Annotated in this window: 8 protein-coding genes; 6 read left to right on the top strand and 2 right to left on the bottom strand. The window is 66.4% G+C overall.

Annotation, left to right across the window (positions count from 1 at the left end; all coding sequences use genetic code 11):
- The first annotated feature begins 12 nt into the window (after window positions 1–12).
- From HBF32_RS17055 to HBF32_RS17040, 4 genes are all read left to right on the top strand, one after another.
- Complete coding sequence (locus tag HBF32_RS17055; RefSeq protein WP_166700978.1) at window positions 13–2,361, top strand: GH92 family glycosyl hydrolase; 2,349 nt, start codon at window positions 13–15, stop codon at window positions 2,359–2,361.
- Between the two features lie 218 nt (window positions 2,362–2,579).
- The gene (locus HBF32_RS17050) at window positions 2,580–4,376 is read left to right on the top strand and encodes an ATP-binding protein (RefSeq protein WP_166700977.1); all 1,797 of its coding nucleotides are present in this window, start codon (window positions 2,580–2,582) and stop codon (window positions 4,374–4,376) included.
- Window positions 4,373–4,819: a response regulator gene (locus HBF32_RS17045; protein ID WP_166700976.1), complete on the top strand. Its 447-nt coding sequence runs from the start codon at window positions 4,373–4,375 to the stop codon at window positions 4,817–4,819. The genes HBF32_RS17050 and HBF32_RS17045 overlap by 4 nt, the downstream gene beginning before the upstream one ends.
- Before the next feature lie 16 nt (window positions 4,820–4,835).
- Window positions 4,836–6,389: a hybrid sensor histidine kinase/response regulator gene (locus HBF32_RS17040; RefSeq protein WP_240148019.1), complete on the top strand. Its 1,554-nt coding sequence runs from the start codon at window positions 4,836–4,838 to the stop codon at window positions 6,387–6,389.
- Between the two features lie 138 nt (window positions 6,390–6,527).
- On the opposite strand, the gene HBF32_RS17035 is transcribed toward HBF32_RS17040, so the two are convergent.
- Together HBF32_RS17035 and HBF32_RS17030 are read right to left on the bottom strand one after the other, a co-directional pair.
- Window positions 6,528–7,925: a sigma-54-dependent transcriptional regulator gene (locus HBF32_RS17035; RefSeq protein WP_166700975.1), complete on the bottom strand. Its 1,398-nt coding sequence runs from the start codon at window positions 7,923–7,925 to the stop codon at window positions 6,528–6,530.
- A gap of 67 nt (window positions 7,926–7,992) precedes the next feature.
- Window positions 7,993–9,636, bottom strand: coding sequence for a sensor histidine kinase (locus HBF32_RS17030; protein ID WP_338039824.1), 1,644 nt, complete (start codon window positions 9,634–9,636; stop codon window positions 7,993–7,995).
- Window positions 9,637–9,891: 255 nt separating this feature from the next.
- Here HBF32_RS17030 and sucC point away from each other — a divergent pair, with 255 nt between their 5' ends.
- Window positions 9,892–11,052 (top strand): ADP-forming succinate--CoA ligase subunit beta, encoded by a 1,161-nt coding sequence (sucC, locus tag HBF32_RS17025; protein WP_166700973.1) that lies wholly within the window; start codon window positions 9,892–9,894, stop codon window positions 11,050–11,052.
- A 14-nt stretch (window positions 11,053–11,066) separates the two neighbouring features.
- Entirely contained in the window at window positions 11,067–11,939 is an 873-nt protein-coding gene (gene sucD, locus HBF32_RS17020) for a succinate--CoA ligase subunit alpha (protein WP_166700972.1), read from the top strand.
- Window positions 11,940–12,984 lie beyond the last annotated feature (1,045 nt).

Below are 12,984 nucleotides of genomic sequence, written 5' to 3'. Positions count from 1 at the left end.
GGGGTATCCATGATGTCGAGAACCACCCGCCTGCGCCGGGGCCTGCTGGCCGCCACGCTGACCCTGGCCCTTCCGGCCCTGGCCCCTGTGGCCGCCGCCGGAAAGGCCGAGAGCGCCTTCGCGGCGGTGGACCCGATGATCGGGACGGGCGGCGACGGTCACACCTTCCCCGGCGCCACGGTGCCGTTCGGCATGATCCAGCTGTCGCCGGACACGGCGATGCCCGACTTCAAGCACGCATACAAATGGGCTGCCGGCTACCAGTACGGCGATTCCAGCATCCTGGGCTTCTCCCATACTCACTTCTCCGGCAGCGGCCATTCCGACCTGGGCGACGTACTCGTCATGCCCATCGCCGGCGATGTGAAGCTGGACCCCGGTTCCCCTGACCAGCCCGGTAGCGGCTATCGCTCGCGGTTCGACCACAAGAGCGAGAAAGCGGAGGCAGGGTACTACGCCGTCACGCTGGCCGACTACGGCGTGCGCGCCGAGCTGACCGCCGGGGCCCGCGTGGGCTGGCATCGTTACACCTTCCCCAAGGGCAAGCCGGCCCACCTGCTGCTCGACCTGCGTCCCAGCATCTACGACTACGACGGCAAGGTGTTGTGGTCCTCGCTGCGCGTGAGGGCGGACGGGACGGTCACCGGCGGCCGCACCACGCGCGGCTGGGCGCCGGGCCGCCAGCTGTATTTCGCCATGCGCTTCAACCAGCCGCTGACCTCGCGGAGCCTCAAGAACCGCGAAACGGCCGTTCCCTACCGGGGCTTCGCCGGCCCGGGCAACCGTGCCGAGGACGTCGACGCCATCAGCGGCCGGGCCCTTGAGGGTGTGTTCGACTTCGGCGACCTGGCCAAGCCGCTGGTCGTCAAGGTGGCCGTGTCCTCGGTAAGCGAGGACAACGCCGTGGCCAACCTGGACAAGGACGGGGCCGGTTTCGACTTCGACGCCCGCCGGGCCGAGGCTCGCGAGGCCTGGGAGAAGGCGCTTTCCACCGTGGACGTCCAGGCGCCCGCGGGAACCCGCAAGACGTTCTACACGGCGCTGTACCACGCCATGATCGCGCCGGGCCTGTCGATGGACGTGAACGGGCAATACCGCGGTCCCGACAACCAGGTGCACACGGCGAAGGGCTTCGACTTCTATTCCACGTGGTCGCTGTGGGACGTGTACCGCGCCCAGCAGCCCCTCATGACCCTGCTCGAACCGGCGAAGAGCAACGACTTCGTCAGCTCGCTGATCGCCGCGCAGCAGGCCAGCCCGTTTGGCATCCTCCCGGTGTGGGCGTACCAGGGCATGGAGACGTGGTGCATGATCGGCTACCACGCGGTGCCGGTGATCGCCGACGCCTATATGAAGGGTATCCGCGGCTACGACGCCGATGCCGCGCTGAAGGCCATGGTCTCCAGCGCCACCTATGGCCCCTACGGCGGCCTCGACGACTACATGAAGCTCGGCTACGTGCCGATCGACCGCCAGCCGGAGGCCGCCTCCAAGACGGTCGAATATGCCTTCGACGACTGGTCGCTGGCGCAGATGGCCAAGGCCATGGGCAAGGACGATGTGGCCGCCACCTTCATGAAGCGCGCCGGGAACTGGAAGAACAGCTTCGACACGAAGACCGGCTTCCTCCGCGCCCGCAAGAGCGACGGCAGCTACCGCGAGCCGTTCGATCCCTCGTCGGCCGGTTACGGTACCGACTACACCGAAGGCAACGCGTGGCAGTACTCCTGGTACGTGCCGCAGGACGTGGCCGGCCTCATGGAAGCGCTCGGCGGCAAGGACGCGTTCGTGAAGAAGCTCGACCAGGTGTTCGACGCCAAGGTGGACCCGAAGTCGTTCGCCCACGTGGAGGACATCACCGGCCTCATCGGCTGGTATGCGCACGGTAACGAGCCGAGCCACCAGGTGGCCTACCTTTACGACTATGCCGGCCAGCCCTGGAAGACCCAGGAGCGCCTGGTCAAGATCATGCAGACGCAGTACACGCCCACGCCCACGGGCCTGGTCGGCAACGACGACCTCGGCCAGATGTCGGCCTGGTACATCTTCACCTCGCTGGGTTTCTACCCGGTGGCGCCGGGCAGCAACCAGTACGTGATCGGCCGGCCCTTCGTCGAGAAGGCCACGCTCAAGCTGGCGGGTGGCAAGCAGTTCACGGTGTCCGCGGACCATCTGGATGCCAAGCACCCGTACGTCGGCAAGGTCACGCTCAACGGCAAGCCGCTGGACCGCACCTTCATCCGCCACGAGGAAATCGTGGCCGGCGGCGAGCTGCATTTCTCGATGCAGGAGACGCCGGCGAAGGATTGGGGCAGCGCGCCCGGCGCCCAGCCGTATTCCATGAGCGACCCGGCGCGTTAAGAGATGCTTGCCGTCACGACGCCTTCACGGCCGTTTCGGCATTAAGCACGCCTCTATCCGGACGGGTGCGCCCTTTCTTTCTCCCAGCTAGCGGGGGAGAAGGGGCGCACCCGTCCTCGTATATCGACAGGCGTGCCATGAGATCCCACCAGCCAGCCATCCCGTGCGTACAATGAAGGCCTTTCCTTGGCAGGATTCGTCGTGGGGATGACGGAGGCATGATCGAACGCATCGGACTGCGCTGGCGGCTCGTGGGGCTGCTCGCCGCCGTACTCGTGATCGTCGCGCTGCCGTACATCGTCACGCGCTCGAGTTCCGAGGAGGCGCTCAATTCGCGCGACTGGGTCACCCATACCGCGATGGTGAAGGCGAGTGTCTACGAACTGGCCGAAACCTTGCGCAACAGCGAGGCCGCGGTATATGCGCGCCTGGCCGGTGCGCCCGACAACGCCGCGCTGGAAACGCGCGCGCGGATGCCGCGCAAGGTGGTGCCGGGCATCGTCGCCGGGCTGCGCGAGATGACCCGGGACAATCCCGAGCAGGTCGCCCGCATCGGCGCGCTCGAATCCATCGCCAGCGGCCGCATGGCGCTGACCGACCAGGCACTGCAGCGCCTGCAGGCCGGCGATCGCGACGGCGCCCTGGCCTCGATGGAAGATGCCCGCCAGCTCTTTCCCGTCCGCGAGCAGATCGATGCGGTGCTGGCCGAGGAAACCGGCCTGCTCGCCACGCGCCGCGACGACGCCCGCAAGCTTGCGAGCAACAACCGCCTCGTGCTGCTCGTGGCGGCGCTGGCCCAGATCGCGCTGCTCGGCATCGTGGTCGTCGTATCCGAGCGGCAGATCGCCATCCGCCTCGCCGCCGAGTCGCGCGTGGCCGACGCGGTGATGCGCTCCCAGCTCATCGTGCAGGCCGTACGCGAGCCGATCGCGATGCTCGACCGGCAGTTGCGCACCCTGCTGGTCAACACCGCCTTTGCCGAGCTCTACGGTTTCGATCCCGAGCGGGACCGCAAGCTGCCCCTCGACCAGATCGGCGAGGGCGCCTGGACCGACACGGCGCTCCTGCAGCGCCTCACCGACGTGATCATGCGCGATCGCGAGCTGTGGGATTACGAGCTCACCCAGCGCACGGTCGACGGCATCGACCGCTTCGTGGTCATCAATGCCCGGCGTATCGAGCAGCCCGACAGCGACGACCCGGCCCTGCTGCTGACGGTGAGCGACATCACCGCCCGCGCGCTGGTCGAGCAGAAGGTCTCCGAGCTGAACCGCCAGCTGGAAGGCAAGGTCGAACAGATCTCGGACGTGAACCGCGAACTGGAGGCCTTCAGCTATTCGGTGTCGCACGACCTGCGCGCACCGCTGCGGCATATCTCCGGCTTTGCCGGCAAACTCGAGACGCAGCTGGGCGACCAGGCCGACGATCGCGCGCGCCATTACATCGACGTCATCAGCAGTTCGTCGCGGCGCATGGCGCAGCTGATCGACGACCTTCTCGTGTTCTCCCGTCTCGGCCGCGGCGCGCTGCGCCTGCAACCGGTGGACATGCAGTCGCTGGTGGAGGAAGCACGCGCGCTGGTGGAAACCGACACGCGCGACCGCCGCATCGACTGGAAGATCGCGCCCATGCCCATCGTGGTGGGCGACGAGAACATGCTGCGGACCGTGTGGCAGAACCTTCTCGGCAACGCGGTGAAGTACACGGGCAACCGCGAGGTCGCGACCATCGAGGTGAGCGTGAACCGCCTGCCGGCGGGCGACTACGAGTTCAGCGTGCGCGACAACGGCGCGGGCTTCGACATGCAATACGCGGGCAAACTGTTCGGCGTGTTCCAGCGCCTGCATCGCGCCTCCGAATTCCCGGGCAACGGCATCGGCCTTGCCAACGTGAGACGCATCATCGCGCGCCATGGAGGGCGTACCTGGGCCGAGGGCGAAACCGGTGTCGGCGCCACCTTCCATTTCTCTTTACCGGCCTCGGACGTTCCGGGCGCCAGAGCGGGTGACACATGAACAAGCGCGACCTGCGCACGATCCTCCTTGTCGAAGACTCCATGGCCGATGCGGAGATGGCCATCGACGCCCTGCGCGAGGCCAAGCTGGCCAATCCCATCGTGCATCTCGAAGACGGCGTGGACTGCCTCGACTGGCTGCACCGTCGCGGCGCCTTCGCCGACCGCCCCGAGGGCGATCCGGCGGTGATCCTGCTCGACATCAAGATGCCACGCATGGATGGCCTCGAGGTACTGACGCAGCTGCGTACCGAGGATCGCTGGAAACGCCTGCCGGTGGTCATCCTCTCGTCGTCGCGCGAGGAGAGCGACCTTGCGCGCAGCTGGGACCTCGGCGTCAACGCCTATGTCCTCAAGCCCGTGGACGTACAGCAATTCTTCACCGCGGTGCAGACGCTCGGTCACTTCTGGGCCGTGCTCAACCAGCGTCCTGAAGGGGATTGAGGCGCGAGACCGGACCATGACTGACATGAGCGTGCCGTCCCAGAAGGTTCGCGTCCTCCAGGTGGAGGACAACGCATTCGACGCGGAACTGGTGCTGGGTGAACTCGAAGAGGACGGCATCGCGTTCGACGTGCGGCTGGTGGACCACGAAGAAGCGTACGTCGCCGCGCTCGAGGACTTCCAGCCCGATATCGTGCTGTCCGACCTCAGCCTCCCGGTCTTCAGCGGCGAACGGGCGTTGCAGATCCTGCGCGAGCGTTCCTCGGACATCCCGTTCATCTTCGTCTCGGCGACGCTTGGCGAGGAAGCCGCCATCGAGGCGTTGCGCAACGGCGCCACCGATTACATCCTCAAGCACAACACCGCGCGTCTCGCGAGCGCGGTGCGCAGGGCGTTGCGCGAAGCCGAGGAGCAGCGCGCGCGCAAGCGCGCCGAGTCCGAGCTGATCCGCGCGCAGCGCTTCGAAAGCCTTGCCCTGCTGGCGGGCGGCCTGAGCCACGACCTGCGCAACCTGCTGCAGCCGCTGCTGCTCGCGGGCGATACGCTCGAAGACTATGCCGACGACCCGCGCCTGGCGCGGCTCGGCACGCTCGTGCGCGATTGTGGCCGCCGCGGCCTGGAAATGGTCTCGTCCATGCTCTCGTTCGCGCGCGGCGCGCGACGGGCGGAGCAGGTGAAGCTTGGTGCGCTGATCGAGGCGCTGAACCTGCTGTTGCAGGGGAGCGTGCCGCGCACGGTGAAGATGGAGGTGGACATCTTCGATCCCGAGGTCGCCTTCGAGGGCAACCACACCGAGTTGCAGCAGTGCCTGCTCAACCTCTGCCTCAATGCCATCCAGGCCATGCCGGATGGCGGCACGCTGCGGATCGAAACCGACGTGGTGAGCCTGCCGGAGGATTTCTTCGTCGACGTCGAGCCGGCTTCGCCGGGGCGGTACCTGCGCCTTTCGGTCATCGACTCCGGCGAGGGCATGACGCCCGATGTATTGCAGCGCCTGTTCGAGCCGTTCTTCACCACGAAGGCAGCGGGAACGGGACTTGGCCTGCTTTCGTGCAAGCGGATCGTCGCCAGCCATGGCGGTCTCATGCGCGTGCGCAGCCAGGCGGGAGAAGGCACGGCATTCCATCTCTACTTGCCCCTGCGCACGGAGGACGCCGACCATCCCGATCCGCAGGCGATGGATGCGAGCCTGCAGGGCGAGGCCGAGCGCGTGCTCGTCGTGGTCGAAGAAGCGGTACAGCTCTCCTTGCTGGTGGATACCCTCGATGCTTACGGTTACCAGGCGGGCGCGAGCCAGAGCGGCACGGCCGCACTGCAATGGATCGAGGCGCACGGCGTGCCGGATCTCGTGGTCATGGATGCCGACATGAACCTCTTCACCGGCGTGCGCACGCTCGCCGCGTTGCTCGAGCATGGTTACACCGGCGCGGTGCTGCTGCTGGCCCGGCCGGATGCTCCGCCGAACTTCGACGAGTTGCCGCAACTGGATCACCTGTATGTGATCGAGAAGCCGGTCCAGTCGAGGGGTTTGTTGCGGAAGGTGCGCGAGGCGCTGGATGCCAGCGCCTAGTTCACAGGCATTTTTCCGCGTTGACGTCGCGTTTCACCTCTCGTCGTCCCTGCGAAGGCAGGGACCCAGGGACTCGGTCCTCAATCAGGTGGTGAGGCGCTGCACTCCTGCTTTCGCAGGAATGACAAGGTGGATGGCTTAGTCGATCCCTAGCTTTTTCAGCTTGTACCGCAGCGCACGGAACGTAATCCCCAGCTTCTTCGCCGTCGCCGTCTTGTTGTACCGCGACTCTTCCAGTGCCTTGATGATCGTGTCGCGCTCGATGTTCGAAATGTAATCCTCGAGCGAACCGTCCGCGGCGGCTACGCCACGCACCGTCGCATTGGCGATGGCGGCGGGTGCCGCCTCGGTCTCGGTGGCGGTGGCCGGCGCCGCGCTGCGTTGCGGCAACATCAGGTCGTCGGCCTCGATGGTGTCCCCTTCGCACATCGCCATCGCGCGTTCGAGGATGTTCTCCAGTTCGCGCACGTTGCCCGGGAAGTGGTAGGCCTCCAGCGCGGCCAGGGCTTCGGGCTTCAATCGCCCGGTCGAGCCGCCGGATTCGGTGGCCAGCTGGCGCAGGATGAAGTCGGCGAGGCGAGGCACGTCGCCGCGGCGCTCGCGCAGCGGCGGCACCCGCAATTCAATCACGTTGATGCGGTAGAACAGGTCCTGGCGGAACAGGCCCTGCTCGACCAGCGCGGCAAGGTTCTTGTGCGTGGCCGATAGGATGCGCACGTCCACCGGAATCTCATCGCGGCCGCCGATCGGGCGCACGGCTTTTTCCTGGATGGCGCGCAGCAGCTTCACCTGCATGTGCAGCGGCAGCTCGGCGACCTCGTCGAGGAACAGCGTGCCGCCCTGTGCCGCCTGGAACAGACCTTCCTTGTCGGCGTGCGCGCCGGTGAAGCTGCCCTTGCGGTGGCCGAAGAACTCGCTTTCCATCAATTCGGACGGGATGGCGCCGCAGTTCACCGGCACGAAAGCGCCGGCGGAACGTGGGCCCATCTCGTGGATGAGGCGCGCGACCAGCTCCTTGCCCACGCCGGATTCGCCGGCGATGTACACCGGGGCCTGGTTGCGGGCCAGCTTGGCGATCTTGCCGCGCACGTCGGTCATGGCGGGAGAATCGCCGATGAGGCGATCCGCGCCGGGGGCGGTCTTGCTGCCGGCTTCGGCCTTGCGCTCCTCGGAGAGGCGCAGCGCGGTGCGGACGAGGCGGCGGAGGAGATGGATATCCACCGGCTTGGAAACGAAGTCGAAGGCACCCGCCTTGAGCGCGTTCACCGCGGCGTCGACGTTGCCGTACGCCGTGATCATCGCCACCGGCATGTCCGGATAGCTCGCGGCGATCAGTTCGATGATCTCCTGGCCACTGCCGTCGGGAAGCCGCATGTCGGTGAAGCACAGGTCGTAGCGCCGGGCGGCCAGTGCGCTCCGCGCTTCGCTGACGCTCCCCACGGCGTCGACGTCGAGTTCCATTCGACCGAGAGTGATGGTCAGCAACTCGCGGATGTCCCGCTCGTCGTCGATGACCAGTACGGTCTGCTTGCTCATTGGGTCCGAATGTTTCGGTGAATAGTCCAAATGTAACCGCCCGGGAGGGATACGCAAAGGGCGCCCGTCACGCGCGGACCGCCACGGGTGCCGCCGCGGCGGTACGCGCCGGCGGGGTCAGGCTGATCCGGAAGCAGCTGCCGCCGCCCGCCACACGCACGTATTCGAGGGCGGCCTGGTTCGCTTCCGCCATCTGCCGGGCGAGGTAAAGGCCGAGTCCCGTGCCGTATTCGTGCGTGGTGAAGAAGGGTTCGAAGATCTGCGCGGCCACCTTCGGCGGAATGCCAGGGCCGCGATCGATCACCTCGAGGATGGGAATGCCCGCCTCCGAATGCCTCGCGACCAGCATCACGCGCGCCGGCTCGCCGGGCAGGCGGCCGTAGCGCAGGGCGTTCTGCACGAGGTTCCAGATCACCTGCTGGAGGTGCTGGGGATCGGCCACGGCGGCCACCGGTTCGCTGCCGGAGACGGCGCGGAGGATGTCCGAGCCGAGGTCGTTGCCCTGGCGGTACTCGGTCACGAAATGGTGTACCCATTGGCCCAGGTCGAGGGTTTCCGGCCGCGAACGTTCGCGGCGCGACAGCTGCAGGATGTTTTCGATGATCTCGTTGAGCCGCGAGCAATGGTTGTTGATGATCTCGACCATGCGCAGGTCGGTATCGTTCATGTCCGTGGATTCGGCCAGCAGCTGCGCCGAATAGTGGATCGCGGCGAGAGGATTGCGGATCTCGTGGGCGATGGACGCGGACAGCCGGCCCAGCGAACTCAGCGTCAGTTCCTCCGCGCGACGCGACACCAGCGAGGTGTCGTCGAGGAAGATGAGCACATGGGAGTCGTCGTTCGGCGCCAGGCGCGTGAAGCGGGGCACCACTTCGGGGGTGCCGTCGGCCAGCATGGTGGCGCTTTCGTCCAGCTTGCCGGATGCGCGCCAGTGATAGAGGCGTCGCGACAGCTCGGGCGCGAGGCTGCCCAGGTCGCGCTGGTCGGCCGAGGGATTGCCCATGAGCATCCAGGCCGATTCGTTGAGCTGGTGGATGCGGTTGCCCTCGTCCACCAGCAGCACGCCGGTTTTCATGCGCCGGATGATGAGCTCGTTCACCTGGGAGAGGTTCGCCAGGTCGATGCCGCGCTGCTCGGCCAGGGCCTCCGAGGCGCGGATGTTCCGACCCAGCACGTAGCAGAGCGAGGCGCAGGCGAAGTAGGCCGCGCCGAACAGGCCGTATTCGGCAAACTCCCGGTCGGAGGGATCGGCTTCCGTGAGGTCGAACACCGAGTGCCCCAGCATCCCCAGCGTGGCCAGTGCGGCGAAGAACATCGATATCCGGAAGGGCAGCAGGAGCGCGCCCGTGGCGATGTTCACGGCCAGCATCATGGCCACCCCCATGCGCACGTCGTGCATCAGCACCAGGGCCAGCATGGCCGCGGCGATGTCCAGCGTGAGCCCGATGGAGACGATCAGCACCGGCCGGTGCAGGGTATGCCGGGTGCGCGCCACCATCACGAGGGCGGCCAGCAGGTAGGCGAGGGCGAAGACCCGGGCGATGACGGGCTCCGGCAGCGCCGGCCAGTTCATATGCTCCGGGCGGAACGCCAGCGCGGTGTAGACCGCCGCCTGGCCCAGTCGGAAGTAGTTGAAAAAGAAGAGTTCGTGGCGCGACGTAGCCTGATTCGCGCTCGCTCGGGCGGCGATGGTCGACGCGGGCGTGGACACCTGGATACTTCTCCGCCGAGGGGCCCCCGGGCCCGAGATGAGGCCCCAGTATAGGGGGCCGGGCAGTGGCGGCAAGCCGGTCCGGGGCCGCCATCCGCGGGCGAATGTCTTGGCGCCCCTTTCCATCCGGGGCGCCTTCCGGGAAAATACGCGGCCGTATTGCGTGAAATGCCTCGCAATCGATCCCCCCTCCCCGTGCGGGCCTCACGGCCGGCGCGCTTTCACACGTTTTCTCCCGTTCGCTCGAGGTATCGAATGAATTTCCACGAGTACCAGGCTAAAGAACTGTTCGCCAAGTACGGCATTGCCGTGCCGCCGGGCAAGATTGCCAACTCTCCCGACGCCGCCGTCGATGCCGCCAAGCACCTTGGCGGCACGCAGTGGATGGTGAAGGCCCAGATCCATGCGGGCGGCCGCGGCAAGGCCGGCGGCGTCAAGTTCTGCCGTAGCCTGGACGATGTCCGCGCCGCTGCCAAGGGCATGCTCGGCACGAACATGGAAACCTACCAGTCCGCCGGCCGCGCGCTGCCGGTGAACCTGGTCCTGGTCACCGACGCGACCGACATCGCGAAGGAACTGTACCTGTCGATCCTCACCGATCGCGACACCAAGTCGATTTCGTTCATCGCCTCCAAGCACGGCGGCGTGGACATCGAACAGGTGGCCCACGACACGCCGGAAGACATCCACACGATCGTGGTGGATTACGTCGAAGGCCTGCAGCCGTACCAGTGCCGCGACCTCGGGTTCAAGATGGACCTGAATCCGAAGCAGGTGAACCAGCTCGTCAAGATCATGATGGGCCTGTACAAGCTGTTCAACGAGAAGGATCTCGCGCTGGTCGAGCTGAACCCGCTGGCGATCCTCGCCGACGGCAACCTCGCCGCCCTCGACGGCAAGGTGAATTCCGACGACAACGCCGAGTTCCGTCATCCGGACCTCGCCGCCATGCGCGACCTGACGCAGGAAGACGCCGCCGAAGCGGCCGCGGTCCAGCACAATCTCAATTACGTCACGATGGACGGCACGATCGGCTGCATGGTCAACGGTGCCGGCCTCGCGATGGCCACCATGGATGTGATCAAGCTGGCGGGCGGCGAGCCGGCCAACTTCCTCGACGTCGGCGGCGGCGCCACGAAGGAGCGCGTCACCGAGGCGTTCAAGCTCATCCTCTCCTCCGACAAGGTGAAGGCCATCCTGGTCAACATCTTCGGCGGCATCGTGCGTTGCGACCTGATTGCCGAAGGCATCATCGCGGCCGTGAAGGAAGTGGGCCTGAAGATTCCGGTGGTCGTGCGCCTGCAGGGCACCAATGTCGAGAAGGGCCGCGAACTGCTGGCCAACTCGGGCCTGGCGATCACGCCGGCCGACGATCTCAACGATGCGGCCCAGAAGGCCGTGGCCGCCGCGGCCTGAGGAGCGAAAGCAACATGAGCGTCCTGATCAACAAGAACACCAAGGTCCTCGTCCAGGGCTTCACCGGACAGCAGGGCACCTTCCACGCCGAACAGGCCATCGACTACGGCACCAAGATCGTCGGTGGCGTGACCCCGGGCAAGGGCGGTTCCGAACACATCGGCCTGCCGGTCTTCAACACCGTGCGCGACGCCGTCGACCAGACCGGCGCGGATGCGTCGGTGATCTTCGTGCCGCCTCCGTTCGCGGCCGATTCGATCCTCGAAGCCATCGACGGTGGCATCAAGGTCATCGTGGCGATCACCGAGGGCATCCCCGTGCTCGACATGATGCGCGTGAAGAACGTGCTGAAGTCGCACCCGGACGTCGTGCTCGTCGGCCCGAACTGCCCCGGTGTCATCACCCCGGGCGAGTGCAAGATCGGCATCATGCCGGGCCACATCCACAAGCCGGGCAAGGTCGGCATCGTTTCGCGCTCGGGCACGCTTACCTATGAAGCCGTGTTCCAGACCACGAACGAGGGCCTCGGCCAGTCCACCTGCATCGGCATCGGCGGCGATCCGATCAACGGCCTCAACTTCATCGACTGCCTGAAGCTGTTCCAGGACGATCCGCAGACCGAAGGCATCATCATGGTCGGCGAGATCGGCGGCAGCGCCGAGGAAGACGCGGCCGAATTCATCGGCCAGTACGTGAAGAAGCCGGTGGTGTCGTTCATCGCCGGTGCCTCGGCTCCTCCGGGCAAGCGCATGGGCCATGCCGGCGCCATCATCTCCGGCGGCAAGGGCACGGCGGCGGCGAAGTTCGCCGCGCTCGAGAAGGCGGGCGTGACCACGGTCAAGTCCCCGGCCGACCTCGGCAAGACGCTCGCGGGCCTGATGAAGTAAGCCTCGCAAGCAGCTGTATCGAAGAAGCCGCGGCCTTCGGGTCGCGGCTTTTTTATGGTTCTTCACGGATTACCGGGGGCAACAGATGTTTCGGCTCGACGGTTGTGGTTTCCCCGAGCTCGTCCCGGCGTTCACGAGCATCGAGTCGCCAAAGCGCTACGCACCTTAGCGCTTGGCATGGGCCCTTGGTGCCCACCCTCGCTGCTCAGACAGGTCCTCCGCGTTCGTAAAGGAAGGCCGCTGACGCGGCCCATGTACTTATTGGCCTGCGGCCGCTCACTTGTGCGGAACTCGCCTCGAGGGCGGACACCAAGGACCCTCCCGGGCGGCGCGGGCGCGTGAGGGGAGAGCGGCGGGCGTTCGAGACGGTGGCCTGCACGCGCACGGCTTCAGGCGAAAGATGCCCGACAAGGGGTGGCCCGGCGTCACGAAAGGCCTGACCGGCGCTACCGGACCGAGGCGATGCGATGCTGTCGCATGAGCAGCGGCTGCCGGCTTGTGCGGTGCTGCTCTCCGGACACGCACCTCATGTATCGGGGGAGTCTTCGGTGTCCACCCTCGAGGCGAGTTCCGCACAAGTGAGCGGCCGAAGGCCAGATAGGTAAACGGGCCGCGCAAGCGGCCCCACCGATACGAACGCGGAGGACCTGTCTGAGCAGCGAGGGTGGACACCGAAGGCTCTGGCCCTACCGCCCGAGCAGCGGCGGCGCCAGCCGCTGGCTACATGCATTCGCCTTGGCGAATGAACCGATGCATGCGGCATGCGTCCCCGGACTTCCGCGATGAACCTTTTTTGTTCGTCGCCCCTGCGAAGGCAGGGGCCCAGCGACTTACGCGTTTGAGGATACGTCGCGCGCTACGCAATCGGTTGCCCTGCTAGCGCAGGCCCACGTCCAAGCGGCTTCGCCGCATCTTGCAAGCTCGGCTTGCGCCATCGCATTCGCCTGACACACCTCTCCGCAAATTGAGGTGCGGCGATAGGCGAGCAAAGCGCCCGTTCTGCGGATGCAGGTGCTTCGAGGTAATCACGCGAATTTTCAGAATT

This window comes from Luteibacter yeojuensis, assembly GCF_011742875.1.
In the GTDB taxonomy this organism is placed as follows: domain Bacteria; phylum Pseudomonadota; class Gammaproteobacteria; order Xanthomonadales; family Rhodanobacteraceae; genus Luteibacter; species Luteibacter yeojuensis.
This window is presented reverse-complemented; position numbering and strand designations above follow the sequence as displayed.

Excerpts from the sequence above, each read along its gene's own strand:
- HBF32_RS17040 (WP_240148019.1), top strand. The coding sequence starts at position 4,836 with ATGACTGACATGAGCGTGCCGTCCCAGAAGGTTCGCGTCCTCCAGGTG.
- sucC (WP_166700973.1), top strand. The coding sequence starts at position 9,892 with ATGAATTTCCACGAGTACCAGGCTAAAGAACTGTTCGCCAAGTACGGC.
- HBF32_RS17035 (WP_166700975.1), bottom strand. The coding sequence starts at position 7,925 with ATGAGCAAGCAGACCGTACTGGTCATCGACGACGAGCGGGACATCCGC.
- HBF32_RS17050 (WP_166700977.1), top strand. The coding sequence starts at position 2,580 with ATGATCGAACGCATCGGACTGCGCTGGCGGCTCGTGGGGCTGCTCGCC.
- HBF32_RS17055 (WP_166700978.1), top strand. The coding sequence starts at position 13 with ATGTCGAGAACCACCCGCCTGCGCCGGGGCCTGCTGGCCGCCACGCTG.
- HBF32_RS17045 (WP_166700976.1), top strand. The coding sequence starts at position 4,373 with ATGAACAAGCGCGACCTGCGCACGATCCTCCTTGTCGAAGACTCCATG.
- sucD (WP_166700972.1), top strand. The coding sequence starts at position 11,067 with ATGAGCGTCCTGATCAACAAGAACACCAAGGTCCTCGTCCAGGGCTTC.